This window comes from Pseudomonas sp. B3(2017) (assembly GCF_002113595.1).
GTDB classification, from domain to species: domain Bacteria; phylum Pseudomonadota; class Gammaproteobacteria; order Pseudomonadales; family Pseudomonadaceae; genus Aquipseudomonas; species Aquipseudomonas ekonensis.
In genome coordinates this window covers 300,830-323,791 of the sequence record NZ_NEIU01000004.1, presented here as the reverse complement: position 1 = coordinate 323,791, position 22,962 = coordinate 300,830, and the positions used below count along the sequence as shown (strand labels likewise).

The window sequence follows — 22,962 nt, the reverse complement described above, 5'->3', positions numbered from 1 at the left end:
ACGCCTGCGCCCGCAGGCGCGAGCCTGCCCGGTCAGATGCGATGATTTGGCTGGCACGGCCTCATTGCGGGCAGGCTTGCTCCTTCGGGCAAAGGGTGAAATGAAATGGCATAACGATAGATCCCATCGATATAGGGAGTTATAAGAAAACTCGCTATGCTGCGGGCCATATTTTCCTGTGGCTTTTCTGGGCGTCTTCATGGAATTGGCAAATTTCGGCCTGGTGGTTGCCGGGCTGGTGGTGGGGTTCATCGTCGGCATGACCGGTGTCGGCGGCGGTTCGCTGATGACGCCGATCCTGCTGTGGTTCGGCATCAACCCGGCCACGGCGGTGGGCACCGACCTGCTGTACGCCGCCATCACCAAGTCCAGCGGCGTGCTGGTGCACAAGAAGAACAACAACATCGACTGGGCCATCACCGGATGGCTGACCCTCGGCAGCGTGCCGGCGGTGGCGATGACGCTGTGGTTCCTCAGCACCCTCCACGCCGCGCCGGACGCGATGAACGCCATCATCAAGCAGGCCCTGGGCTTCGTGCTGTTCGCCACGGCGCTGGCGATCCTGTTCAAGAAACGCCTGCTGGACTTCGCCCACAAGCGTGCCGGCGGCAACTACAACCCAAGCGGTGCGCGCCTCAATGCCATGACCGTGGTCACCGGGCTGATCCTCGGCACCATGGTCGCGCTGACCTCCATCGGCGCCGGCGCCCTGGGCACCGTCGCGCTGTTCATCCTCTATCCGCTGCTGCCGACCCGTCGCCTGGTCGGCACCGAAATCGCCCATGCCGTGCCGCTGACCCTGGTCGCGGGCCTGGGCCACGCCAGCATGGGCAACATGGACTGGGGCGTGCTGGGCTTTCTGCTGATGGGCTCGCTGCCGGGCATCTGGCTGGGCAGCCACCTGACCGGCCGCGTCTCCGATGAACTGCTGCGTCCGTGCCTGGCGACCATGCTGGTGCTGATCGGCTACAAGCTGGCGTTCTGACCCCGCCGCGAAGCCGCGGCGGGCTCAGCGGGTGAGGGCGTACTTCATCAGCGTCACCGGCAACCCCTCATAGTCCAGCTCCTCGACCACCTCCCAGCCCAGCCGCGCGTACAGCGATTGCGAGGCGTCGGTGTACAGGAACAGTTCCGGCACGCCCAGTGCGGCGGCCTCTTCGACGATGCGGTTGACCAGCAGCGAAGCGATGCCGCGGCCCCGGTGCTCGGCCTTCACGTAGACCCCGGCCAGCCAGGGCGTCAGGTGCGGGCGCAGGTTCAGGTCACTGTCGATCAGCAGGGCGCCGCCGAGCAATGTCCCGTCTTCGATGGCCACCACCACGCTGGGCACCGCGCCTTTGCCGCAGGCCGCCCGCATGCGTTCGGTGCGGGCTTCGAGCGTGTCGCCGGGCCGGTAATGGCCCCATTCCTTGAAATTGAGCTCGGCCAGTTCCCCGATCAGTTGGGGGTGGTCGCACAGGTAATCGATCTGCATGCCGCTTGAACTCCTTTTCGTTGGGGGCAGCGGACACCCTAATGGGGACACGCCCGGTAATCAAATTCGCATCGGGGCTGGCGCCGTGCGGTTGCGCAATGTCGGCCCTGTCCTAAGCTTGGGACATGGCGAAACACTTTTACCGGGGCCGACCCGGAACGATCGCCATGGTGCGCAATCAGTAGAGCGTGGATATCAAAAGGAGATGCGCATGCTCATCAGGTCACTGACCCTGACAACCTTGCTGGCGTTCGCCGGCCCCCTGTTCGCCGCCGCCGACAGCGATTCCCCGTTGGACATCGACAAGGGGCGCGCCCGGCCACTGATCGTGATCACCTCCAGCACCGTCGACTCCGAATGGCTGCGCCTGAAGAAGTCCCTGGAGGATCCGGCCAACAAGCAAGGCGTCAGCGACCGCAACATCCGCGTCTACACCGTGCTGAACATGTCCGGCCAGCTCGACGGCAAGGATCTCGGCCAGCAGGACACCATGGCCCTGATCCGCGCGCTCAAGCTAGGGGCCGGCGCGTTGCCCAAGGTGATCCTGGTGGGCAAGGACGGCGAAAAGAAGCTGGAGAGTTCGGGGGATGACACCAAGACGGTGGACCTGAAGAAGATCTTCGACACCATCGACGCCCTGCCGGCCGCCGAGAAGGAAATGACCGCGACGGTGGTCACCGCACCGACCGCCACGGAACCGGCCCCGGCCAAAGGCGCCAAGGGCACCAAACCTGCGAAACCCGCCAAGCCGACGAAACCGCCGGAGCAGCCGGATGATTGAGGGCGTCCTGTGATGCCGAAACGAAAACGGGCGACCTTAAGAGGTCGCCCGTTTTTTTTGCCTGTGGCGTTACTCGGTCAGCGCGCCGAGGATCTTGTGCGCCATTTTCACCCGCTCCGGAATCGGGTAATTCCGGTTCGCCAGGATCACGATCCCGACCTTCTTCGACGGCACGAACGCGACATAGGCGCCGTAGCCGCCGGTGGAGCCGGTCTTGTTGATCAGCACGTTTTCCGGTTCCGGCTGCGGCGGGTTGAGCCAGTTGACCTTGTGCGCCTCCATGGCCATCGGCGTCGAGTTGCCGGCCAGCAGGCGGTCGAGGCTGATCGGGTAGGTGTAGCGTTCCCAGCCCAGGCCCTGGGTCATGTCGCCGACGGTGTAGTAGCCGGTGTGGGTGAGGGCGATGGCCTTTTGCAGCGGCGTTTCGAGCTTGGCCGTGTCGAGGTTGGCTTCGACGTAGTGCAAAAGGTCCGCGGCGCTGGTTTTCACGCCGTAGGCTTCGGCGTCGAGCGCGCCGGGGGTGACCCGAACGGGTTGGTCGTTCTTGTCGTAGCCCTGGGCGTAGAGCTTCTGTTCAGACGCAGGCACCGAAAGGAAGGTGTGCTTGAGCCCGAGCTTGGGCAGCAGGGTATCGGTCATGAGCTGGTCGAACGGCTGGCCGAGGCTTTTCGCCGCCAGATAGCCGAACAGGCCGATGCTCGGGTTGGAGTACAGGCGATGGCTGCCGGCGGGATAGGTGGGTTTCCACTGTCGGTAATAGCCGAGCATCCTGTCGGAAGCGTCTGCGGCGGCGGGGAACTGCAGCGGCAGGCCGCCGGCGCTGTAGGTGCCCAGTTGTAGCAGGCTGATGGTGTCGAAGGCGCTGCCTTTGAGTTCCGGCCAGTGCTGGCTGGCCTTGTCGGAGAAGTCCAGTTTGCCGTTGGCCTGGGCGTAGGCGGCGAGGGTGGCGGTGAACGTCTTGCTCACCGATCCGACCTCGAACAGGGTGTTTTCGCTCACCGGTTGCCCGGTCTTCTTGTCGGCGACACCGTAGTTAAAGTAATGCGCCTTGCCATCGACGGTGACGGCGACGGCCAGACCCGCGATGTTCTCCAACTGCATGACCGGCGTCACGGTGGCCTTGACCAGCGACTGCAGCTGATCGTCGGTCTGAGGGGCTGCCAGGCAACTGGCGGCGCTGAAGAAAAGTCCGAAAGCGCTGAAAGACTTGAGTTTGTTCAGGTTGATAGAAAGCATGGTTGAACCACTCTCCATGAGTGCTGATGGTGTAATCCCGCTACACTGCGAGCGTTTTCCGTCGGGCCGGCTGATCGGCGCCGCCAAATCTAGGCAGTCCGGCGGTATTCGGCAAACGATGAAAACTCGGACGAGCCATTAGAAAAATTTGGGACATGGCATGATTCGACCTCAATTGCCTTTGAATGCGCTGCGCGCCTTCGAAGCCTCCGCGCGTCATTTGAGCTTCACCCGCGCCGCCGTGGAGCTGTGCGTGACCCAGGCCGCCGTCAGCCATCAGGTGAAAAGCCTGGAGGCGCAGCTCGGCGTGATCCTGTTCAAGCGTCTGCCCCGTGGTTTGATGCTGACCGGCGAAGGCGAAACCCTGCTGCCGGTGTTGACCACGTCTTTCGATCATATCGCGCAGATGCTGGAGCGTCTGGCGGGCGGACAGTACCGGGAGACGCTGACGGTCGGGGCGGTGGGCACCTTCGCCGTGGGCTGGCTGCTGCCCAGGCTGGCGGACTTTCAGGCGAAGCATCCGCTGATCGATCTGCGCCTGTCGACCCACAACAACCGGGTGGACGTGGCCGCCGAAGGGCTGGATTACGCGATCCGCTTCGGCGCGGGGGCGTGGCACGGGATCGAAGCGACCCGTCTGCTGGAGGCGCCGCTGTCGGTGCTGTGCGTGCCGGAGATCGCCCGGCAACTGCACGCGCCGGGGGATTTGCTGCAACAGCGTCTGCTGCGTTCCTACCGCAGCGATGAATGGCCGCAATGGTTCCAGGCGGCGGGTCTGGCGACTCACGCGGCACCGCCCCAAAGCATCGTGTTCGACTCATCGCTGGCGATGATGGACGCGGCCTTGCAGGGGAGCGGGGTGGCGCTGGCGCCGCCGTTGATGTTTGCCCGGCAATTGGCGACGGAGGCGATCTGTCAGCCGTTCGCGATCGAGATCACCACGGGGAGCTACTGGCTGACGCGGTTGCAGTCGAAGCCGCAAACCCCGGCGATGGCGGCGTTCAGGCACTGGTTGCTGCAGATGTCCGCCTGACGCTCATCCCATGTAGGAGCCAGCCTGCTGGCGATGGCGGTCTGCCCGACACCTCGATGCCGGACGTGCCGCCGTCATCGCGAGCAGGCTCGCTCCCACAGAGGGGCTGTGGTCCGGTCAGGGATTCAGCGCACCAGGCACGGCTTCTTGTTATCGAACGCCCAGCCGGGGATCAGGTACTGCATCGCCACGCTGTCGTCCCGCGCGCCCAGCCCCATGCCTTTGTACAGTTCATGGGCCTTGGCCACCTGATCCATGTCCAGTTCCACGCCCAGCCCCGACTTGTGCGGCACCTTCACGCAACCGTCGACGATCTGCAGCGGTGCTTTGGTCAGGCGCTGGCCGTCCTGCCAGATCCAGTGGGTGTCGATGGCGGTGATGTCGCCCGGCGCGGCGGCGGCCACGTGGGTGAACATCGCCAGGGAAATGTCGAAGTGGTTGTTGGAGTGCGAGCCCCAGGTCAGCCCCCATTCGTGGCACATCTGCGCCAGGCGCACCGAGCCCTGCATCGTCCAGAAATGCGGGTCGGCCAGGGGGATGTCCACCGACTGCAACTGGATCGCGTGGCCCATTTCGCGCCAGTCGGTGGCGATCATGTTGGTGGCGGTCTTGAGTCCCGTGGCGCGGCGGAATTCGGCCATCACTTCGCGGCCCGAGTAGCCGTTCTCCGCGCCGCACGGATCTTCCGCGTAGGCCAGCACATGATGCTGGTCACGGCACAGGCGGATGGCTTCCTTGAGCGACCAGGCACCGTTCGGGTCGAGGGTGATGCGCGCCTCGGGGAAGCGTTCGGCCAGGGCGGTCACGGCCTCGATTTCCGCATCGCCGCTCAGCACGCCGCCCTTGAGCTTGAAGTCCTGGAAGCCGTAGCGGGCGTGGGCGGCTTCGGCCAGGCGCACCACGGCGTCGGCGGTCATGGCTTGCTCATGGCGCACGCGGAACCAGTCGTTGTCGGCGTCCGGTTCGCTTCGGTAGGCCAGGTCGGTCTGCCGACGGTCGCCGACGTAGAACAGGTAACCGAGCATCTTCACTTCGTCGCGCTGCTGGCCTTCGCCGAGCAATGCGGCCACCGGCACGTCGAGGTGCTGGCCGAGCAGGTCGAGCAGGGCGGCTTCCAGGGCGGTGACCGCGTGGATGGTGATGCGCAGGTCGAAGGTCTGTAGGCCGCGTCCGCCGGCGTCGCGTTCGGCGAAGGTCCGGCGCACCTGGTTGAGGATCTTCTGGTAGGTGCCGATCGGGCTGCCGACCACCAGGCTGCGGGCGTCTTCGAGGGTCTGGCGGATGCGTTCGCCGCCGGGCACTTCGCCGACGCCGGTGTGGCCGGCGTTGTCCTTGAGGATGACGATATTGCGGGTGAAGAACGGCCCGTGGGCGCCGCTCAGGTTGAGCAGCATGCCGTCGTGGCCGGCCACCGGGATGACCTGCATGTCGGTGATGATCGGGGCTTTGGCGGTGTCGTGTACGGTCATTTCGGGTGTCCTTTCAGGCGTGTTTCGGCGCAGCGTCGGCGGTGACGGCGTCGGGCGAGGATTGGGGGGCGGTGCGGGCGGCGAACACGATGACGGCAGCGATGATCGACGTCGCGGCCAGGCCGTAGAGCCCGCCCTGGATGGAGCCGGTGTGTTCTTCCAGCAGGCCGAAGGTGGTCGGCGCCACGAAGCCGCCCAGGTTGCCCACCGAGTTGATCAGGGCGATCACGGCTGCGGCGATGCGCGCATCGAGGTACGCCTGGGGAATCGGCCAGAACAGCGACGACGCGGACTTGAACCCCAGCGCGGCGAAGCAGATCGCGACGAAGGCGAAGACCGGCCCGCCGGTGGTGGACAGGAACATCCCCGCCGCCGCGATCAGCAGGGCTGCGGCGACCCAGGCCTGCTGGTGTTTCCACTTGGCCGAGAACGAAGCGAACGCGTACATGCCGATGATCGACAGCAACCACGGGATCGAGTTGAACAGGCCGACCTGGAAGTCGCTCATTTCGCCCATCTTCTTGATGATGCTCGGCAGCCAGAAGGTCGCGGCGTAGATGGTCAGCTGGATGAAGAAGTAGATCAGGCAGAACAGGATGATCTGGCGGTCCTTGAGCAGCTTGCCCAGCGACGGCCTGACGGTGGTCGCCGCTTCCCGCGCCCGTTGCTCGTCGTCGATGGCCTTGACCAGCGCGTCCTGCTCGGCGCGGCTCAGCCATTGGGCGTCGTGGGGCTTGGCGTCGAGCCAGAACCAGACGAAGACGCACAGGCCCACCGAGAACATCCCTTCGATGAAGTACATCCATTGCCAGCCGTGCAGGCCCAGGCCGCTGATCTGCAGGAGCAGGCCGGACAGCGGGCCGGATATCAACGAGGCCACCGCCGAACCGCTGAGGAAGATCGCGATGGCCTTGCCCCGTTCGGCGGCCGGCAGCCAGCGGGTGAAGTAGTAGATCACCCCCGGAAAGAACCCGGCCTCGGCGACGCCGAGCAGGAAACGCAGGATGTAGAAGTGGGTTTCGTTCTGGATGAATGCCATGCCGGCGGCCACCAGGCCCCAGGTGAGCATGATGCGGGTCAGCCAGATCCGTGCGCCGACCCTTTGCAGCAGCAGGTTGGAGGGGACTTCGAACAGCGCGTAGCCGATGAAGAACAGGCCGGCGCCGAACCCGTAGGCTGCGGCGCCGATGCCCAGGTCGTGTTCCATGTGGGTGCGGACGAAGCCGATGTTCACCCGGTCGATGTAGTTGACGATGAACATGATCACGAACAGCGGCAGGACGTGGCGTTTGACTTTGGCGATGGCCGAGGACAGCGCCGTTTCGGCGCCCTCGTTCATCCCGGCGATGGTTGGTTTCACTTGGTTTTCTCCCACTCGTTATTTTTATGCGGGGTATGTCTGGGTGTTGCGTTGTTGATAGACATCATACAACTAGATTTTTTTGTCCGACAAGCTGTGAGTACCAACGAAATGATTTGATGCAGGCGTGCCTTTATTCAATTTGTAGGTTTTTTCCTGTGGTTGCTGGGTTTTTTTGTGGCTTTGCGGCCGGTTTTGTCTGGTGGATTGTGGGAGGTGGGGAGTGAGGTTTTGGCTCGGATGAATGAATTATTTGAGTGTTGTCATACAAGTTGGGTCGTGTGGTGAGCTAAAATTCGCTCAATGCCCCTCCATGGCAGTGCTACGATCCGCAAGCCCCGCCACCGGAACCGACCATGCAAGACGAACTCGACGCCCCCGCCCGCAAGCGCGCCCACAACCTGGCCCATGACCTGGTCGAAAAGCTGACCCAGGGCATCCTGCTCGGCCAGATGCTGCCCGGCGACAAGCTGCCGTCCGAGAATTCCATCGTCCGGGAGCATGGCGTCAGCCGCACGGTGGTGCGCGAGGCCATTTCCAAGTTGCAGGCGTCGGGGTTGGTGGAGACGCGTCACGGCATCGGCACGTTCGTGATCGAGCGGGCGCCGGAGCAGGGCTTGCGACTCAATGTCGAAACCGCGCTGGGGGTACGCGGCATCCTCGAACTGCGCATGGGCCTGGAGACCCAGGCTGCGGCGCTGGCGGCGCAGCGCCGCAGCGAGCAGCAACTGGCGCAGATGCGTCAGGCCCTGGACGATTACCGGCGCCTGCTGGCCAACAACGACAGTTGCGTCGAGGCCGACCGGCGCTTCCACCTGCTGATCGCCGAGGCCACCGGCAACGTGTGCTTCACCGAAATCATGCAGCAGCTGGGGAGCGCGATGATCCCGCGCACCCGGGTCAACGCCGCCGAACGCGGCGCGGTGGACCTGAGCAAGCTGGGGGAACTGGCCAGCCAGGAGCATGAGGCGATCCTCAATGCAATCAGGCGCCAGGATCCGGACGCGGCCCGGGCGGCGATGTGGCTGCACCTGACCAACAGCCGGGACCGGTTTTTGGCTCAGGGCTGAACCGGGGAAGAGGTACGGCTGACATCTTCGTTGCCCGACATACCGCCATCGCTGGCAAGTCGAATCGTCGCACCGCAGCTCCCACAGGGCTCAGTGGTGTTCGCAGAAATGGCAGGCCACCGCAGATTCTGTGGGAGCTAGCATGCTAGCGATGAGGCCGGTCCAGTCGACATCTCTGTTGTCTGTTCCGCCGCCATCGCTGGCAAGTCGCATCGTCGCACCGCAGCTCCCACCGGGTTCGGCGGTGTTCGCAGAAATGGCAGGCCACCGCAGATTCTGTGGGAGCTAGCATGCTAGCGATGAGGCCGGGCCAGTCGACATCTCTGTTGTCTGTTCCGCCGCCATCGCTGGCAAGTCGAATCGTCGCACCGCAGCTCCCACAGGGTTCGGCGTTGTTCGCGGAAATGGCGGGCCACCGCAGATTCTGTGGGAGCTAGCTTGCTAGCGATGAGGCCGGTCCAGTCGACATCTCTGTTGTCTGTTCCGCCGCCATCGCTGGCAAGCCAGCTCCCACAGGGCTCAGTGGCGTTCGCAGAAATGGCAGGCCACCGCAGCTCCTGTGGGAGCCAGCCTGCTGGCGATGGCGTCGGTGAGGGCGCCGTCAGGCTCAGGCCGTGCCGATGTCCCGCATCAACAGCCCGAAGCGCAGGTCCACCGCATCCGGAATCGGCAGGTAAACGGTGTGCCCGTCCCCTGGCGCCACGTCGATGGCTTCGTCCTTGAGGTTGTGCAACTGGTGCAGGTCGAAATGGAAGTTGCCCTTGGGCGTCATCAGTTCCAGGTGATCGCCCAGGGCAAAGCGGTTCTTCACCTTGACCTCGGCCAGCCGGCCCCGGCGCTCGCCGGTCAGTTCGCCCACGAACTGCTGGCGCTCGGAGACCGAGCTGCCGTTCTGGTAGTTCTGGTACTCGTCATGCACATGGCGGCGCAGGAAACCCTCGGTGTAGCCGCGTTGGGCCAACGACTCCAGGTCGTTCATCAGGCTGCGGTCGAACTCGCGGCCGGCCACCGCGTCGTCGATGGCCCGGCGATAGACCTGGGTGGTGCGCGCGCAGTAGAAGTGCGACTTGGTGCGCCCCTCGATCTTCAGCGAATGCACGCCCATGCGGGTCAGGCGCTCGACGTGCTGCACCGCGCGCAGGTCCTTGGCGTTCATGATGTAGGTGCCGTGTTCGTCTTCGAACGCCGGCATCAGTTCGCCGGGACGGTTGGCCTCCTGCAGCAGGAACACCTGTTCGGTGGGGGCACCCAGGCCGAGGGTCGGCTGCGGTTCGCAGGTCTGCACGATTTCGCCCAGTTGGTTTTGCGTGGCCTCCTGTGCCGAGTACTTCCAGCGGCAGGCGTTGGTGCAGGTGCCTTGGTTGGCGTCGCGTTTGTTCATGTACCCCGAGAGCAGGCAGCGGCCGGAGTAGGCCATGCACAGGGCGCCGTGGACGAACACCTCCAACTCCATGCCCGGCACCTGTTCGCGGATTTCGCCGATCTCCTCCAGGGAAAGTTCGCGGGACAGGATGATCCGGCTCAGGCCCTGCTGCTGCCAGAACTCCACGCTCGCCCAGTTCACCGTGTTGGCCTGCACCGACAGGTGGATGGGCATCTGCGGGAAGTGCCGGCGCACCAGCATGATCAGGCCCGGGTCGGACATGATCAGCGCGTCCGGCGCCATTTCGATCACCGGCGCCAGATCCTTGAGGAAGGTCTTGAGCTTGGCGTTGTGCGGGGCGATGTTGACCACCACATAGAAGCGCTTGCCCATGGCCTGGGCCTCGCGGATGCCGAGGGCGAGGTTGGCGTGGTCGAATTCGTTGTTGCGCACCCGCAGGCTGTAGCGCGGCTGGCCGGCGTACACCGCGTCGGCGCCGTAGGCGAAGGCGTAGCGCATGTTCTTCAGGGTGCCGGCGGGGGCCAGCAGTTCCGGGGCGGTAAGGGGCAGGGTGGCGGTCATGGCGGCATCGCTGGCAAAAGCGCGGGAGGGTAAGGCAACGGCGGCGAGGATTCATTGATCTGGATCTATGCTCCATGAACAAAAAGGGCACTTGTGCCGCAGCGGGCTGACCAAGTCCGGGTGGGCGCACGGGGCGCCCCGGCCGACGTGGATCGCACATGAACCGAAAGAGCCTGCAATTCAAATCCCTCACGGTGCTGCTGGCGCTGGTGACCGTCGCCTTCATCTGGATCCTGCTGCCGTTCTACGGCGCGGTGTTCTGGGCGGTGATCCTCGGCATCCTGTTCGCACCGATGCAGCGGCGCCTGCAGTTGCGGTTCGCCTGGCCGCGCAACCTGACGGCGTTGTGCACTTTGGGCATCTGCCTGGTCGTCGCGATTTTGCCGGTGATCGTCATCGGGGGGCTACTGGTGCAGGAAGGGGCGATGCTCTACAAGGGCATCGACAGCGGCGAGATCGACATCGGCGCCTACCTTGCACAGTTCAAGCACAGCCTGCCGCCGTACTTCCAGCACTTGCTCGACCGCTTGGGTGTCGGTGAGCTCAACGCCTTGCGCGAGAAGATCGTCAAGGCCGCGCTGCAAGGCAGCCAGGCGCTGGCGACACAGGCGTTCAGTGTCGGTCAGGGCACGTTCGAGTTCGTGGCGGGTTTTTTCATCATGCTGTACTTGCTGTTCTTCTTTTTGCGCGACGGCGCCGAACTGGCGCGCAAGGTACGCGCGGCGGTGCCGCTGGAGGAGCAGCACAAGCGCCGTCTGCAACTGAAGTTCAACCGCGTGGTGCGCGCCACGGTGAAGGGCAATCTGCTGGTGGCGATCACGCAAGGGGCGCTGGGCGGGGCGATCTTCTGGTTCCTGGACATCCCCAGCGCGTTGCTGTGGGCGGTGCTGATGGCGTTCCTTTCGCTGTTGCCGGCGGTAGGGGCGGGCCTCGTCTGGGCACCGGTGGCGCTGTATTTCCTGTTGAGCGGAATGATCTGGCAGGGCGTGGTGCTGGGGTTGTTCGGCGTGTTCGTGATCGGGCTGGTGGACAACCTCATGCGTCCGCTGCTGGTGGGCAAGGACACGCGCATGCCGGACTACATGATTCTGATCTCGACGTTAGGCGGCCTGGCGGTCTTCGGGCTCAACGGCTTTGTGATCGGTCCGCTGATCGCGGCGCTGTTCATGTCGAGCTGGGCGCTGTACCTCGAGACCCGGCCCAAGGTGCAATTGCCTTAGGCGCCGAGCGGGCCGTCGAGCATGGCCCGGGACAGCGCCTGGGCGTCCGGCAGCGAGCGCAGCGGGCCGCTCACCGGTTCGCCGTCGCGCACCACGTACCAGCAAGCGAGCAACCCCAAGGCGCGGAGCGAGGCGGGGACGGCGCTGCCGATGACAGACATGATTTGAACCTGAGCCATTGCCGATACCTCCATCAATCGATGGGGCTACCTTATGCAATCGTCGGCCCGGCGGAAAATCAACGCTTTCGATAGTGGACATCGACGCCGGCGGGGGGCTGTTCAGTCGACCACTTGATCGAGCATGTGCACCACTTCCCGCTCGTTGAGCAAGCCCTTGCGCACCAGGTTTTCGGTCAGCAGCGAAAGGAACTTGGCGCTGCGGTGGCCTTCCAGGTGCTTGAGCTCGGTCAGGGCGCTGTAGACCTTGCTTGAGGTGCATAGACCGACGATGCGGTGCGGGTTCTGTGTGGGCATGGCTGTCGTCCTTGTTGTTTTCAACCTTGTTGTTTGCGGACGGATTCAGAGTGCGGCTCCGTCATGACAAAGGGATGACCGTCGGATGACCGGGCGCTCCGGGTCTTGTCCATCATGCCGACTTTAACGGCCATGACTGTCTCCGGAGCGACCTTGACGCGGTGTATCCAGACGCGGCCGACGGACGGTCATAAAAAAGCCCCGCTCAAAAGCGGGGCTCTTTGCAGGGCGGTTACCAGCGCGGGCCGCCGTAGTAGTGCGGGCGACCGTAGTAGCCGCGGGGCGGGCCGTAGTACACAGGGCCCGGCACGTACACCGGCTGTTGCACATACACCGGTGCCGGCTGGTAGTAGACCGGTGGCGGCGGTTGCTGGACGTACACCGGCGCCGGCTGAGCGTAAACAGGCTGTTGGACGTAGACCGGCCGGTCCTGGTTGATGAGCGCCGAGCCGATGATGGCCGAGCCGACGATCGCACCGAACACCGCCGGGCCCTGCCAGCCACCGCCGTGGGCTTCTGCCTGACCTGTGACAGCGAATGCACCAATCAACAAGGCCACGATGGGGAGTTTACGAATCATGATAATTCCTCGGTTCTTCGACCCGGCGTCCGGGCCTGCAGCAGGCACGGGATGGCGCGGGGATACCTCTATGACAACGAATTTCTGAAAATCGGCACGGCCGCTGGGTAAATTTTGTGTAAGGTCTGTACCGGCTCGGTTACCCGGTTTCGCGGCATCGGCTGCGGTGCCCGGAACAGACCGGCCCATGATCGTTCAGAACCCGATGGCCTGGCTAATCCCGTCCATCCGAAAGTGCATTCCGAGGAGATTCTTCATGCAGATGAACCCCAACAAAGACACCCAACTGTGCATGTCCCTGTCTGGGCGTCCCGGGAACTTCGGCCTGCGTTTTCATAACCACCTGTACGAGCAGTTGGGCCTGAACTTCTATTACAAGGCGTTCAGCAGCCAGGACCTGCCGGGCGCCGTAGGCGGGATCCGCGCGCTGGGCATCCGCGGCTGCGGCGTGTCGATGCCGTTCAAGGAGGCCTGCATCGAACTGGTCGACGAACTGGACGCGTCGGCGGCGGCGATCCAGTCGATCAACACCATTGTCAACACCCAGGGCCACCTCAAGGCCTACAACACCGACTACATCGCCGTCGCGCAACTGTTGCAGACCCATGCGGTGCCCAAGGACTCGACCTTCGCCCTGCGCGGCAGCGGCGGCATGGCCAAGGCCGTGGCCAGCGCCCTGCGCGACGGCGGTTACCGCAACGGCCTGATCGTCGCCCGTAACGAACGCGCCGGGCGGGCGCTGGCCGACTCCCTGGGCTACCGCTGGACGGCGGAGCTGGGCGATGAGCGGCCGCAGATGCTGATCAACGTCACCCCCATCGGCATGACCGGCGGGCCTGAAGCCGATCAACTGGCGTTCGCGCCGCAGGTGATCCAGGCAGCGGACACTGTGTTCGATGTGGTGGCGATCCCGTCGGAAACGCCGCTGATCGTGCGTGGCCGGGCCGAAGGCAAGCGAGTGATCACGGGCCTTGAAGTGATCGCCATTCAGGCGCTGGAACAGTTCGTGCTCTACACCGGCGTGCGGCCGACGACGGAGCAGTTCGAGGCGGCGGTGGCGTTCGCCCGCAGTTGAGATCGGCAGGGATCTTCATCGCCTGACATGCCGCCATCGCTTGCAGGCAAGCTCTCACAGGGTTCGGTGGCGTTCGCAGAAATGGCAGGCCACCGAAGATCCTGTGGGAGCCAGCCTGCTGGCGATGAGGTCGGTACAGCCGACATTTCTGTTGTCTGTACCTCCGTCATCGCTGGCAAGTCGAATCGTCGCACCGCAGCTCCCACAGGGTTCGGCGGTGATCGCGGAAATGTCAGGCCACCGCAGATCCTGTGGGAGCTAGCTTGCTAGCGATGAGGCCGGTACAGCCAACCTCTTCATCGCCTGACCCATCGCCATCGCTGGCAAGTCGAATCGTCGCACCGCAGCTCCCACATGGGCTGGCAGTGTTTATTCGAGGCGGGCCAGGCGTTCTTCCAGTGCGGCGATCCGTGCTTCCAGCTCCTCGATCCGCTCGACCGACACGCCGCCGCCAGAACTGCGCTCGCCGGCGTTCTGCCGCGCCGCGATGATGGCCTCGATGTCCGCCGGGTCGCCCAGGGCATGGGTGTAGCGGTCTTCGCGCTGGCCGGCCTGGCGCGGAATCAGTACCGCCAACCCGCGGGCGATCAGGCGTTCCAGCTGATGCACCACCTGTTCGGCGTCTTCGAAGTCATGCATGCGGCCGCTGCGGGTCAGCAGTTCGTTGACGGTCTGCGGGCCGCGCAGAAACATCAGCCCCGTCAGCACCAGCTGCGCCGGCACCAGTTCCAGCGCCTTGTCGACCTTGTGTTCCCAGCGGTCGGCGCGGCTGCCCATCACCAGTCGGGCCATGCCCTGGCTTTCGAGAGCGCGCAGGCTCTGGCCGATCTGACCTTGGGTCAGGTTCATCACCGGTTCGCGGCTGGTCTTCTGGTTGCAGGCCAGCACCAGCGCGTTGAGGGTCAGCGGATAGGTTTCCGGGCTGGTGGCCTGCTTCTCGATCAGCGAGCCCAGAATGCGGATTTCCGTGGCGTTGAGCTGCGGTTCGTCGAAAGTGGTCTCTGATTCGGTGGTCATCGCGGGCTCCCTGTGCAGTCGAAGGCGCCTAGCCTAATCCTTGCGTGACAAAAGACAAGCCGCACCGGCGCAAGGCATGGCTATAATCGCCCACGTTTGACCACCCGCCACCACGCGAGACTGCCATGACCATTTCCCTGTACGCCGCATCCGTCCCGGTTTTCCAGCAGATGCTCAACGCCCTGAGCGATGTGCTGAAAAAGGCCGAAGCCCACGCCACCGAGAAAAACATCGACCCGAACGCCTTCCTCCAGGCGCGCCTGTACCCGGACATGTTCCCGCTGGTGCGCCAGGTGCAGATCGCCGTGGACTTCGCCAAGGGCGTGTCGGCCCGCCTGGCCGAAGTCGAGCTGCCGAAGTACGACGACAGCGAAACCACCTTCGCCGAGCTGCAAGCCCTGCTGAGCAAAGTCCTGGCCTTCATCGGCGAGATCAAGCCGGAGCAGATCAACGGCAAGGAAGGCATCGAGATCGTGACCCGTCCGGGCACGCCGAAAGAGAAGCGCTTCACCGGCCAGGCCTACCTGCTGACCTACGGCCTGCCGCAGTTCTTCTTCCACGTCACCACCGCCTACGCGCTGCTGCGCCACAACGGCGTGGAAGTGGGCAAGCGCGATTACATGGGCGCGTTCTAAGCCGCCCGGCTTCGCAAAACCATTGAAAAAGCCCGCCAAGGCGTCAACCTTGGCGGGCTTTTTCATGCCGTTCTTCTGTAGGGGCGAGCCTGCTCGCGATGTGGCCGTACTGGCCGGAACGCCATCGCGAGCAGGCTCGCTCCTACAGGTTTGGCGTCAGGCCGGGCGCTGGGCCTTCTGTTCTTCGCCCAGGCACGCGGCGGCGGTGAACAGCACGTCGGTGGAAGAGTTCAGCGCGGTCTCGGCCGAGTCCTGCAGCACGCCGATGATGAAGCCCACGGCCACCACCTGCATGGCGATCTCGCTCGGGATGCCGAACAGGCTGCACGCCAGCGGAATCAGCAGCAGCGAACCACCGGCCACGCCTGAGGCGCCGCAGGCGCAGATCGCCGCGACGACGCTGAGCAGGATCGCGGTCGGGATGTCCACGGCGATGCCCAGGGTGTGCACGGCGGCCAGGGTCAGCACGGTGATGGTGATCGACGCGCCGGCCATGTTGATGGTGGCGCCGAGCGGGATCGACACCGAATAGGTGTCTTCGTGCAGGCCCAGGCGCTTGCTCAGTTCCAGGTTGACCGGAATGTTGGCCGCCGAGCTGCGGGTGAAGAACGCGGTGATGCCGCTTTCGCGCAGGCACTTGAGCGTCAGCGGATACGGGTTGCGGCGCAGCTTCCAGAACACGATCAGCGGGTTCATCACCAGCGCCACGAACAGCATGCAGCCCAGCAGCACGGCCAGCAGGTGCGCATAGCCGATCAGCGCGCCGAAGCCCGAGGTGGCCAGGGTCGAGGCCACCAGGCCGAAAATGCCCAGCGCGGCGAAGCGGATCACCACCCGCACGATCAGGGTCACGCCGTTGGACAGGTCGTCCAGCACCTGGCGGGTGGTGTCGCCGGCATGGCGGATCGCCACGCCCATGCCGATGGCCCAGGCCAGGATGCCGATGAAGTTGGCGTTCATCAGGGCGCTGACCGGGTTGTCGACCACGCTCAGCAGCAGGCTCTGCAGCACTTCGCCGATGCCGCCGGGCGCGGTCACCGCGACGTTGTCGGTGGACAGCACCAGGTGGGACGGGAACAGCGTGCTGGCGATCACCGCCACCACGGCGGCGCCGAACGTCCCCAACAGGTACAGGAACAGGATCGGCCGGATGTGGGTTTCCTGGCCGTGCTTGTGGTTGGCGATCGAGGCCATGACCAGCACGAACACCAGAATCGGCGCCACGGCCTTGAGGGCCGAGACGAACACCTTGCCGATGAACGCAGTGCCTTTGGCCGCTTCCGGCGCGAACAGCGCCAGGGCGATGCCGGCCACCAGACCGATCAGGATCTGCGTGACCAGGCTGAGGTTTTTCAGGCGCTGCAATAGAGAAGGGGATGAAGCGGTCATAACGGCATCTCTGAATTTTTATGGGGAGCAGGTCGCGTGCGCGGACGACAAGGCGGGGGCAGGCCCGGCGCACGAACCGAAAGTGTCGGCGAGCCAACGACGCCGACAAACGGGTCGCTGAACAGGGTGTACGTTTTGCAGGGCGCGGACTTTACCACAGCACAGGCGCGTTCCTTCAGGCCTGTGACGATCCGCCGCCCGAACGGCCGGCAAGATCGGCAGCTTTGTGCAAGCCTGGGCGCAAACACTTCTGTTAAGATCCGCCATCCTCATTTTCAGATTTGCCGGCGGGCCTTCGGGTCGAACGCCGGTGCCGTCGTTTCGCTGGAGTTTCCCATGCTGTTTCCGATCCTTCTGTTGTCCGCCGCCGGCTTCACGGTGCTGACCACGGAATTCATCATCGTCGGCCTGTTGCCGGCGATCGCCCGAGACCTTGACGTCACCATCCCGCAGGCCGGGTTGCTGGTGACCCTGTTCGCCTTCACCGTGGCGATGTTCGGGCCGTTCCTGACGGCGTTCTTCGCACGGTTCGAGCGGCGCCGGCTGTTCATCACCATCCTGATCATGTTCGGCCTGGCCAACACCCTCGCGGCCCTGGCGCCGAACATCTGGGTGATGGCCGTCGCCCGGCTGATCCCGGCGCTCGGGCTGCCGGTGTTCTGGGCCCTGGCCAGCGAAACGGCGGTGGACATCGTCGGCCCCGACCACGCCGGCCGCGCCATCGCCAAGATCGGCTTCGGCATCGTCTGCGCCACCGTGTTCGGCATTCCGGTCGGCACGCTGATTTCCGACGCGTTCGGCTGGCGCAGCGCGTTCGCCATCCTGGCGGTGATCGCGTTCGCCAAGGCGTTGCTGCTGTTCGTCTACCTGCCCAAGACCCACCTGCACCAGCATCAGGTCAGTTTCGCCTCGCAGTTCAAGATTCTGCGCAGCCCGCTGATGCTGGGCCATGTGCTGCTGTCGATCGTGGTGTTCAGCGGCATGTTCACCGCCTATACCTACCTGGCGGACATCCTGGAACGGCTGGCCGGGTTCAACGGCACCGTGGTCGGCTGGTGCCTGATGGGCTTCGGCGCGGTGGGGCTGATCGGCAACTCGCTGGGTGGCCGCGCGGTGGACCGTCATCCGCTGGTGGCGTCGATCATGTTCTGCACCTTCATGATCGCCGGCATGGTGGCACTGGTGCCGAACATCCATTCGCCGGTCGGGCTGGCGGCGGCGATGGGCATCTGGGGCGTGACCCAGGCGGCGCTGTTCCTGGTCAGTCACGTGCGCCTGATGAAGGCGGCGCCCGAGGCGCCGGCGTTCGCCGCGTCGCTGAACATCGCCGGGGCCAACCTGGGCATCGGCCTGGGCGCGATGGTCGGCGGCCGGGTGATCGACAGCGCCGGCCTGGGCTTCGTGGGCTTCGCCGCCGCCGGCTTCATCCTGCTGTCGATCGTCCTGGCCATGGTACTGATGGCGCTCAAGCCGCGGGTGGCCTGCGCCGAGGCCTAAAGGGCGGTGAACAGCTCGCGTCGGGCACCTTCGGTGATCGCAACGATGCCGGGGTGCTTGACCTTGCGCTCCACGGAAATCGCGTAGAACGATTCGCTCACCGCGTCGGTCTGGCCGATCGCTTCGACGCCGCACTGACGCTTCACCTCATCGGCGATCACGCTGGGGCCGATGAAGATCCCGCTGCCGGACTGGCCGAACGCCTGCATCAGCGCGCTGTCATCGAACTCGCCGACGATCCTCGGCTGGATCTGCTGTTCGGCGAACCAGCGCTGCAGGCGGCTGCGCACCACGGTTTCCGCGCCGGGAATCAACAGCGGCGCACCGTGCAGGCTGCGCGGGAAGTCGTTTCCGTATTGCGCCGCCAGTTCGGCGGTGGCGAAAAAGCTGATCCCGCATTCCCCCAGTTTCTGGCTGTAGCCCTTTATGTCCAGGTGCGACGGCATCGGACTGTCGGAAATCACCATGTCCAGCCGCTGGATCGCCAGATCCGCCAGCAACCGTTCCAGTTTGTCTTCGCGGCAGGTGATGCGCAGCGGCTCGCTCAGTTCCATGGTCGGCGCGATCAGGCGGTAGACGATGGATTTGGGCACCACATCGGCCACGCCGACGCGGAACAGGATCTGCTGCTCGTTGGGCTGGGTGCGCAGCATCCGTTCCAGCTCGCCGCCCAACTGAAACATCTGTTCGGCATAAGGCAGGGTCTGGCGCCCGGCTTCGGTGAGCTCCAGCTGGCGGCCGACCCGGCGGAACAGTTCGATGCCGTAGGTTTCTTCGAGCAGGGAAATCTGCCCGCTGATGGTCTGCGGGGTCAGGTTCAACTGCTCGCAGGCGCGCACGATGCTGCCGGTCTTGGCCACCACCCAGAAGTAATGCAGTTGTCGGTAATTGAGCATGGCGTTCTTCTGTGAAATGTTTTGTTCGTAAAAACCGAAGTATAGCCGGTAAAAATACGAATTTTTCTGAAGTGTCACCTTCCCTAGAATGCCCAGCCATCGACGGCGGGCCTGTCAGGCCAGATGTCTGATCCATTCGAGGGAAACAAGATGAAACTCAAAACCACGGCGGTGCTGATCGCGTCTTTACTGGTGTTGGCCGGATGCGACCAAGCGGAAAAGAGCGCCCAGCAACTGATGGGGCAAGCGGCGGAAGCCGCCAAGCAGGCCATCGACGACACCCACAAGGCGGCGGAGCAGGCGCTCAGTGATGCCACCGGCAATCTGACCGGCAAGAACGAATCGAAGGATGACGACGGAAAATCCGAATCGTCCTCCCAGGAAATCTAAAACGTCTTACAAGAACCAGGACTGAACCATGGAATATCTGTTGGAACTCGCCGCCAGCCCCACCGCCTGGATTGCGCTCGCCACCCTGGTGGTGATGGAGATCGTGCTCGGCATCGATAACCTGATCTTTATCTCGATCCTGACCAACAAGCTGCCCGAGCAGCACCGTCAGAAGGCGCGGCGCATCGGTATCGGCATGGCGCTGATCCTGCGTCTGGGCCTGCTGAGCACCATCGCGTTCATCGTCCAGCTGACCGAGCCTGTGATCGAGATCTTCGGCCATGCGTTCTCCTGGAAGGACATCATCCTGATCGCCGGCGGCCTGTTCCTGCTGTGGAAAGCCACCACGGAGATCCATCACAGCATGGATCCGGCGCCGGAGGATCCGAAGTCCGCCAGCTCCACCGTGACCCTGGGTTTCGCCGCCGCCATCGGGCAGATCCTGATGTTGGACCTGGTGTTCTCCATCGACAGCATCATCACTGCCGTCGGCATGACCGAACACCTGCCGATCATGATCATCGCGGTGCTGGTGTCGGTATTGGTGATGCTGCTGGCGGCCGATCCGCTGGCCAAGTTCATCAACGACAACCCGACGGTGGTGATGCTGGCCCTGGGCTTCCTGATCATGATCGGCATGACGCTGATCGCCGAAGGCTTCGGCGCCCATGTGCCCAAAGGCTATGTGTATGCGGCGATGGCGTTCTCCGCGGCCATCGAGGTGCTGAACATGATGTCGCGCCGGGCCAAGCAGAAGCGCCTGCCGGCCGAAGGCTAAGCGCCGCTGAACGAAAAGGCCGCCCGGGCTCTTGCGAGTCCGGGCGGCCTTTTTCCGTTTGGGCTGTCGGGCGCCAGTCAGTGCGCGGTGGCGTGGCGGGTGCGGTGCCTGGCGTCTTCTGCGCAGGTTCGGGACGGGGCGGATGAGGGTGGTGGCGCCGGGCGATGCGCAGCACGCCCCACAACATGGCGGCGGCCACGGCCAGCCAGCCGGCTATCAGCATCATGATCGTCATCGTCAGGCTCATCGTTGCCTCCTCTTTTGCCCTGCGTCGGGCGCACGCTTTCTCTGTCTTCAGGCTTCAGTCTAGACGCTGGTGTGTTTCAGGCCATTGACCGAAGGTCGAGGGTGACCGACCGATTCGCTCTATGCCCGGCAAGCGTCTGCCGTTTCGGGCTATACCCCGGCGCTGCGCCGTCCTATGATCGTCGGCCAAGCCGGAACACGACGACCGGCGTCTTTGATAGAGAGTGACGATGGTGCAGGTATTTTCTCGGATCCGCGCGGCGCTGCTGGCGGCAGGTTGCGCAGCCGCCCTGGCGGGGTGCGCGGGCAGTGTGGCGCCGGAGGTTCAGCGTTTGCCGGAGCGGGTCGAGCTCAGCGGCACGTTCTACCGTGGCGAGGCCAATCAGAGCGGGCCACAGGTGCTGGCCAGCCTGTTGTCGCAGCAGGGTATCGTGATCACGCCGGGCCTTTTGGAGAAGCCGCTGCGCCTGCCCCAAGCGCAAGACCAGTTGCAGCAGAACCTGCAGAACCTCGCCCGGGAATACGGCATGGTGGTCTATCCGCTGGACAGCCGGCTGCCGGCGCTGCTGACCCAGGTCGCCGCAGGCTATCCGGTGATGGTGCGCTTCAGCGAAGGCTCGGCCTTCTGGGCCGAGCCGCGCTACGCGATCCTCTCCGGCTACGACCGGAAAAAGCAGACCGTGCTGTTGCGCGCCGGGATGAACCGGCGCGAGCTGATGGGCTTCGACGCCTTCGAGTCGGCCCTGAACAAGGCCGGCGGCTGGGCGGTGCTGATCCAGAAGCCTTCGCAGGTGCCGGCCTCGGTCGACCGCCAGCGCTGGCTGAAGGCCGCCGACGAGCTGGCCCAGGCCGGGCAGGAGCAGGAAGCGGCCCAGGCGCGCAAGGCGCTGGGGGCGCAGTAAGGCGCCGTTCGTCATCTCTCGGGCACGGCGTGATGCATCGGGTTTCTTATGGTCAGAGGCCCGGTCGTTCCGGGCCGTATCCCGGATGCGAGGTGCCCATGAGTACCGATTCGAGCTTCGATGACCATAAACCCGACAGCGTGCCGACCACGGCGGAACCCGAGATGGATCCGGTGCTGGATCCTGAAAGCCCGCTGCGCGACCCGTTGGCCCGTCCGGCGGTGGTGACGCCGCGTACGCGGGATCCCAGCGCCGGCGACGGCATCCCCGACGATGACCAGATGCCGCTGCCCAACGATTGAAACCGCAGACGAAAAAAAGCCCCGAACGTTCGGGGCTTTGTCGTTTCGCGGATTACTTGGATGCTTCGACCACGTTGCCGGGGCGGTTCTTCAGGTTCTTCGCCGCCTTGTACTGCAGCGCCGCCGCCGGTGCGTTGGTGCTCTTGCCGGTTTCCACCCAACTGCGGATGCGGCTGGCGTCGGCGAAGTGGGTGTACTTGCCGAACGCATCGAGGATCACCAGGGTCACCGGGCGGTTGCCCATGCGGGTCACCAGCACCAGGCAATGCCCGGCGGGGTTGGTGAAGCCGGTCTTGGTGATCTTGATGTCCCAGTCCGCTTTGTTCACCAGATGATCGGTGTTGCGAAAGCCCAGGGTGTAGTTGGGCTTGCGGAACGACACGGTCTTTTCCTTGGTGGTGGTCAGTTCGCTGAGGATCGGATGCTTGTGCGCGGCCACCAGCAGTTTGCTCAGGTCGCGGGCGGTGGACACGTTGCGCTCCGACAGGCCGGTCGGTTCGACGAAATGGGTGCTGGTCATGCCCAGGGCCTTGGCCTTGGCGTTCATGGCGGCGATGAACGCTGCGTAGCCGCCCGGGTAGTGGTGGGCGAGGCTGGCGGCCGCCCGGTTCTCCGAGGACATGAGCGCGATCAGCAGCATCTCGCGGCGCGGCAGTTCGCTTCGCAGTTTGACCCGGGAGAACACGCCCTTCATTTCCGGGGTATTGCTGATGTCGACGTCGATCCATTCGTCCATGTTCTGTCGCGCTTCCACAACCACCAGGCCGGTCATCAGCTTGCTCACGGAGGCGATCGGCACGACCACGTCCGGGTTGCTGGAATAGATGACTTTATTGGTCTGCATGTCCATCAGCAGGGCGCTGCCGGAGGCGATCTTAAGTTGCGAGGCGTCTCGGGGGGCAGCGGTGGTTTCGGCGGCATCGGCCGTTGGCGTGAGGAGTGTGCCTGAAAATGCAAAAACCAGGCTCAGGATGGAGAGGCGAATATTCACGCGGGCGAACTCATAAGGGTTGGAAATGCCGCTTTTGTAACGGCTTGTGTCGTAAAAACGACGCATTGTAGGAGTATGGTCGAAGAACTGTCGATGGTTGTGCGAGAGCCATGAAAAAGTCGTGAAAAGCCCTGTGAAAATAGGGGTTTCCGGCGAACGGTAAAGGTTTTTTCGAGGGCATGAAAAACCCCGCGCAAGGC

At 64.2% G+C, this 22,962-nt stretch carries 24 protein-coding genes; 12 read left to right on the top strand and 12 right to left on the bottom strand.

The window, feature by feature from the left end; genetic code table 11:
• Positions 1-199 precede the first annotated feature (199 nt).
• On the top strand, positions 200-985 hold the full coding sequence (locus CAG33_RS08490; protein ID WP_085580081.1) for a sulfite exporter TauE/SafE family protein: 786 nt from the start codon (positions 200-202) through the stop codon (positions 983-985).
• A 24-nt stretch (positions 986-1,009) separates the two neighbouring features.
• Here CAG33_RS08490 and CAG33_RS08485 read toward each other — a convergent pair whose 3' ends face one another.
• Positions 1,010-1,474 (bottom strand): GNAT family N-acetyltransferase, encoded by a 465-nt coding sequence (locus CAG33_RS08485; RefSeq protein WP_085637736.1) that lies wholly within the window; start codon positions 1,472-1,474, stop codon positions 1,010-1,012.
• Positions 1,475-1,685: 211 nt separating this feature from the next.
• Here CAG33_RS08485 and CAG33_RS08480 point away from each other — a divergent pair, with 211 nt between their 5' ends.
• The gene (locus tag CAG33_RS08480; RefSeq protein WP_085579599.1) at positions 1,686-2,255 is read left to right on the top strand and encodes a DUF4174 domain-containing protein; all 570 of its coding nucleotides are present in this window, start codon (positions 1,686-1,688) and stop codon (positions 2,253-2,255) included.
• Between the two features lie 69 nt (positions 2,256-2,324).
• On the opposite strand, the gene ampC is transcribed toward CAG33_RS08480, so the two are convergent.
• On the bottom strand, positions 2,325-3,491 hold the full coding sequence (gene ampC, locus CAG33_RS08475) for a class C beta-lactamase (RefSeq protein WP_085637733.1): 1,167 nt from the start codon (positions 3,489-3,491) through the stop codon (positions 2,325-2,327).
• A gap of 160 nt (positions 3,492-3,651) precedes the next feature.
• Here ampC and CAG33_RS08470 point away from each other — a divergent pair, with 160 nt between their 5' ends.
• Positions 3,652-4,524 carry a LysR family transcriptional regulator gene (locus CAG33_RS08470; protein WP_085579602.1) on the top strand — a complete coding sequence of 291 codons (873 nt, stop codon included), beginning with the start codon at positions 3,652-3,654 and terminating at the stop codon, positions 4,522-4,524.
• 125 nt (positions 4,525-4,649) lie between these two features.
• Here the strand turns inward: CAG33_RS08470 and gudD are convergent, their stop codons facing one another.
• Together gudD and CAG33_RS08460 are read right to left on the bottom strand one after the other, a co-directional pair.
• On the bottom strand, positions 4,650-5,993 hold the full coding sequence (gene gudD, locus CAG33_RS08465) for a glucarate dehydratase (protein ID WP_085637730.1): 1,344 nt from the start codon (positions 5,991-5,993) through the stop codon (positions 4,650-4,652).
• 13 nt (positions 5,994-6,006) lie between these two features.
• Complete coding sequence (locus tag CAG33_RS08460; protein ID WP_085637727.1) at positions 6,007-7,353, bottom strand: MFS transporter; 1,347 nt, start codon at positions 7,351-7,353, stop codon at positions 6,007-6,009.
• Between the two features lie 356 nt (positions 7,354-7,709).
• Here CAG33_RS08460 and CAG33_RS08455 point away from each other — a divergent pair, with 356 nt between their 5' ends.
• Entirely contained in the window at positions 7,710-8,423 is a 714-nt protein-coding gene (locus tag CAG33_RS08455) for a FadR/GntR family transcriptional regulator (RefSeq protein ID WP_085579608.1), read from the top strand.
• Positions 8,424-9,030: 607 nt separating this feature from the next.
• Here the strand turns inward: CAG33_RS08455 and yegQ are convergent.
• Positions 9,031-10,368 (bottom strand): tRNA 5-hydroxyuridine modification protein YegQ, encoded by a 1,338-nt coding sequence (gene yegQ / locus CAG33_RS08450; protein WP_085579610.1) that lies wholly within the window; start codon positions 10,366-10,368, stop codon positions 9,031-9,033.
• 158 nt (positions 10,369-10,526) lie between these two features.
• On the opposite strand from yegQ, the gene CAG33_RS08445 reads away from it, so the two are divergent.
• Positions 10,527-11,588 carry an AI-2E family transporter gene (locus CAG33_RS08445; protein ID WP_085579612.1) on the top strand — a complete coding sequence of 354 codons (1,062 nt, stop codon included), beginning with the start codon at positions 10,527-10,529 and terminating at the stop codon, positions 11,586-11,588.
• Here the strand turns inward: CAG33_RS08445 and CAG33_RS08440 are convergent.
• From CAG33_RS08440 to CAG33_RS08430, 3 genes are all read right to left on the bottom strand, one after another.
• Positions 11,585-11,767, bottom strand: a complete 183-nt coding sequence (locus tag CAG33_RS08440; RefSeq protein WP_085579614.1) for a hypothetical protein — start codon at positions 11,765-11,767, stop codon at positions 11,585-11,587. The two genes, CAG33_RS08445 and CAG33_RS08440, sit on opposite strands and share 4 nt — an antisense overlap.
• A 102-nt stretch (positions 11,768-11,869) precedes the next feature.
• Positions 11,870-12,064 carry a hypothetical protein gene (locus CAG33_RS08435; protein ID WP_085579616.1) on the bottom strand — a complete coding sequence of 65 codons (195 nt, stop codon included), beginning with the start codon at positions 12,062-12,064 and terminating at the stop codon, positions 11,870-11,872.
• A 232-nt stretch (positions 12,065-12,296) separates the two neighbouring features.
• Positions 12,297-12,644, bottom strand: coding sequence for a hypothetical protein (locus tag CAG33_RS08430; RefSeq protein ID WP_085579618.1), 348 nt, complete (start codon positions 12,642-12,644; stop codon positions 12,297-12,299).
• A gap of 256 nt (positions 12,645-12,900) precedes the next feature.
• Here CAG33_RS08430 and CAG33_RS08425 point away from each other — a divergent pair, with 256 nt between their 5' ends.
• Positions 12,901-13,719 (top strand): shikimate 5-dehydrogenase, encoded by an 819-nt coding sequence (locus CAG33_RS08425; RefSeq protein ID WP_085579620.1) that lies wholly within the window; start codon positions 12,901-12,903, stop codon positions 13,717-13,719.
• Positions 13,720-14,088: 369 nt separating this feature from the next.
• On the opposite strand, the gene CAG33_RS08420 is transcribed toward CAG33_RS08425, so the two are convergent.
• Complete coding sequence (locus tag CAG33_RS08420) at positions 14,089-14,736, bottom strand: YceH family protein (RefSeq protein WP_085637723.1); 648 nt, start codon at positions 14,734-14,736, stop codon at positions 14,089-14,091.
• A gap of 125 nt (positions 14,737-14,861) precedes the next feature.
• Between CAG33_RS08420 and CAG33_RS08415 the strand changes: the two genes are divergently transcribed.
• The gene (locus tag CAG33_RS08415) at positions 14,862-15,371 is read left to right on the top strand and encodes a DUF1993 family protein (protein WP_085630622.1); all 510 of its coding nucleotides are present in this window, start codon (positions 14,862-14,864) and stop codon (positions 15,369-15,371) included.
• A 156-nt stretch (positions 15,372-15,527) separates the two neighbouring features.
• Here CAG33_RS08415 and sstT read toward each other — a convergent pair whose 3' ends face one another.
• On the bottom strand, positions 15,528-16,760 hold the full coding sequence (sstT, locus tag CAG33_RS08410) for a serine/threonine transporter SstT (protein ID WP_085579626.1): 1,233 nt from the start codon (positions 16,758-16,760) through the stop codon (positions 15,528-15,530).
• Between the two features lie 336 nt (positions 16,761-17,096).
• Between sstT and CAG33_RS08405 the strand changes: the two genes are divergently transcribed.
• Positions 17,097-18,257, top strand: a complete 1,161-nt coding sequence (locus CAG33_RS08405) for an MFS transporter (RefSeq protein ID WP_085579628.1) — start codon at positions 17,097-17,099, stop codon at positions 18,255-18,257.
• Here CAG33_RS08405 and nhaR read toward each other — a convergent pair.
• Positions 18,254-19,153, bottom strand: coding sequence for a transcriptional activator NhaR (gene nhaR, locus CAG33_RS08400; protein WP_085579630.1), 900 nt, complete (start codon positions 19,151-19,153; stop codon positions 18,254-18,256). The two genes, CAG33_RS08405 and nhaR, sit on opposite strands and share 4 nt — an antisense overlap.
• A 150-nt stretch (positions 19,154-19,303) precedes the next feature.
• Between nhaR and CAG33_RS08395 the strand changes: the two genes are divergently transcribed.
• From CAG33_RS08395 to CAG33_RS08380, 4 genes are all read left to right on the top strand, one after another.
• Positions 19,304-19,543 (top strand): hypothetical protein, encoded by a 240-nt coding sequence (locus CAG33_RS08395; protein ID WP_085579632.1) that lies wholly within the window; start codon positions 19,304-19,306, stop codon positions 19,541-19,543.
• 28 nt (positions 19,544-19,571) lie between these two features.
• Positions 19,572-20,321, top strand: coding sequence for a TerC family protein (locus tag CAG33_RS08390; RefSeq protein WP_085579634.1), 750 nt, complete (start codon positions 19,572-19,574; stop codon positions 20,319-20,321).
• Between the two features lie 476 nt (positions 20,322-20,797).
• On the top strand, positions 20,798-21,469 hold the full coding sequence (locus CAG33_RS08385; RefSeq protein WP_085579636.1) for a hypothetical protein: 672 nt from the start codon (positions 20,798-20,800) through the stop codon (positions 21,467-21,469).
• Between the two features lie 98 nt (positions 21,470-21,567).
• Positions 21,568-21,771, top strand: coding sequence for a hypothetical protein (locus CAG33_RS08380; protein ID WP_085637720.1), 204 nt, complete (start codon positions 21,568-21,570; stop codon positions 21,769-21,771).
• Between the two features lie 52 nt (positions 21,772-21,823).
• Here CAG33_RS08380 and pbpG read toward each other — a convergent pair whose 3' ends face one another.
• Positions 21,824-22,762 carry a D-alanyl-D-alanine endopeptidase gene (gene pbpG / locus CAG33_RS08375; protein ID WP_085580083.1) on the bottom strand — a complete coding sequence of 313 codons (939 nt, stop codon included), beginning with the start codon at positions 22,760-22,762 and terminating at the stop codon, positions 21,824-21,826.
• Between the last annotated feature and the right edge of the window lie 200 nt (positions 22,763-22,962).

What these genes read in the sequence shown, in the direction of transcription:
- CAG33_RS08385 (WP_085579636.1), top strand. Translation starts at nt 20,798, where the DNA reads ATGGTGCAGGTATTTTCTCGGATCCGCGCGGCGCTGCTGGCGGCAGGT.
- CAG33_RS08470 (WP_085579602.1), top strand. Translation starts at nt 3,652, where the DNA reads ATGATTCGACCTCAATTGCCTTTGAATGCGCTGCGCGCCTTCGAAGCC.
- CAG33_RS08405 (WP_085579628.1), top strand. Translation starts at nt 17,097, where the DNA reads ATGCTGTTTCCGATCCTTCTGTTGTCCGCCGCCGGCTTCACGGTGCTG.
- CAG33_RS08445 (WP_085579612.1), top strand. Translation starts at nt 10,527, where the DNA reads ATGAACCGAAAGAGCCTGCAATTCAAATCCCTCACGGTGCTGCTGGCG.
- CAG33_RS08480 (WP_085579599.1), top strand. Translation starts at nt 1,686, where the DNA reads ATGCTCATCAGGTCACTGACCCTGACAACCTTGCTGGCGTTCGCCGGC.
- CAG33_RS08440 (WP_085579614.1), bottom strand. Translation starts at nt 11,767, where the DNA reads ATGGCTCAGGTTCAAATCATGTCTGTCATCGGCAGCGCCGTCCCCGCC.
- CAG33_RS08390 (WP_085579634.1), top strand. Translation starts at nt 19,572, where the DNA reads ATGGAATATCTGTTGGAACTCGCCGCCAGCCCCACCGCCTGGATTGCG.
- CAG33_RS08430 (WP_085579618.1), bottom strand. Translation starts at nt 12,644, where the DNA reads ATGATTCGTAAACTCCCCATCGTGGCCTTGTTGATTGGTGCATTCGCT.
- CAG33_RS08395 (WP_085579632.1), top strand. Translation starts at nt 19,304, where the DNA reads ATGAAACTCAAAACCACGGCGGTGCTGATCGCGTCTTTACTGGTGTTG.
- yegQ (WP_085579610.1), bottom strand. Translation starts at nt 10,368, where the DNA reads ATGACCGCCACCCTGCCCCTTACCGCCCCGGAACTGCTGGCCCCCGCC.
- CAG33_RS08485 (WP_085637736.1), bottom strand. Translation starts at nt 1,474, where the DNA reads ATGCAGATCGATTACCTGTGCGACCACCCCCAACTGATCGGGGAACTG.
- CAG33_RS08455 (WP_085579608.1), top strand. Translation starts at nt 7,710, where the DNA reads ATGCAAGACGAACTCGACGCCCCCGCCCGCAAGCGCGCCCACAACCTG.
- CAG33_RS08435 (WP_085579616.1), bottom strand. Translation starts at nt 12,064, where the DNA reads ATGCCCACACAGAACCCGCACCGCATCGTCGGTCTATGCACCTCAAGC.
- CAG33_RS08380 (WP_085637720.1), top strand. Translation starts at nt 21,568, where the DNA reads ATGAGTACCGATTCGAGCTTCGATGACCATAAACCCGACAGCGTGCCG.
- nhaR (WP_085579630.1), bottom strand. Translation starts at nt 19,153, where the DNA reads ATGCTCAATTACCGACAACTGCATTACTTCTGGGTGGTGGCCAAGACC.
- sstT (WP_085579626.1), bottom strand. Translation starts at nt 16,760, where the DNA reads ATGACCGCTTCATCCCCTTCTCTATTGCAGCGCCTGAAAAACCTCAGC.
- ampC (WP_085637733.1), bottom strand. Translation starts at nt 3,491, where the DNA reads ATGCTTTCTATCAACCTGAACAAACTCAAGTCTTTCAGCGCTTTCGGA.
- gudD (WP_085637730.1), bottom strand. Translation starts at nt 5,993, where the DNA reads ATGACCGTACACGACACCGCCAAAGCCCCGATCATCACCGACATGCAG.
- CAG33_RS08490 (WP_085580081.1), top strand. Translation starts at nt 200, where the DNA reads ATGGAATTGGCAAATTTCGGCCTGGTGGTTGCCGGGCTGGTGGTGGGG.
- CAG33_RS08420 (WP_085637723.1), bottom strand. Translation starts at nt 14,736, where the DNA reads ATGACCACCGAATCAGAGACCACTTTCGACGAACCGCAGCTCAACGCC.
- CAG33_RS08415 (WP_085630622.1), top strand. Translation starts at nt 14,862, where the DNA reads ATGACCATTTCCCTGTACGCCGCATCCGTCCCGGTTTTCCAGCAGATG.
- CAG33_RS08425 (WP_085579620.1), top strand. Translation starts at nt 12,901, where the DNA reads ATGCAGATGAACCCCAACAAAGACACCCAACTGTGCATGTCCCTGTCT.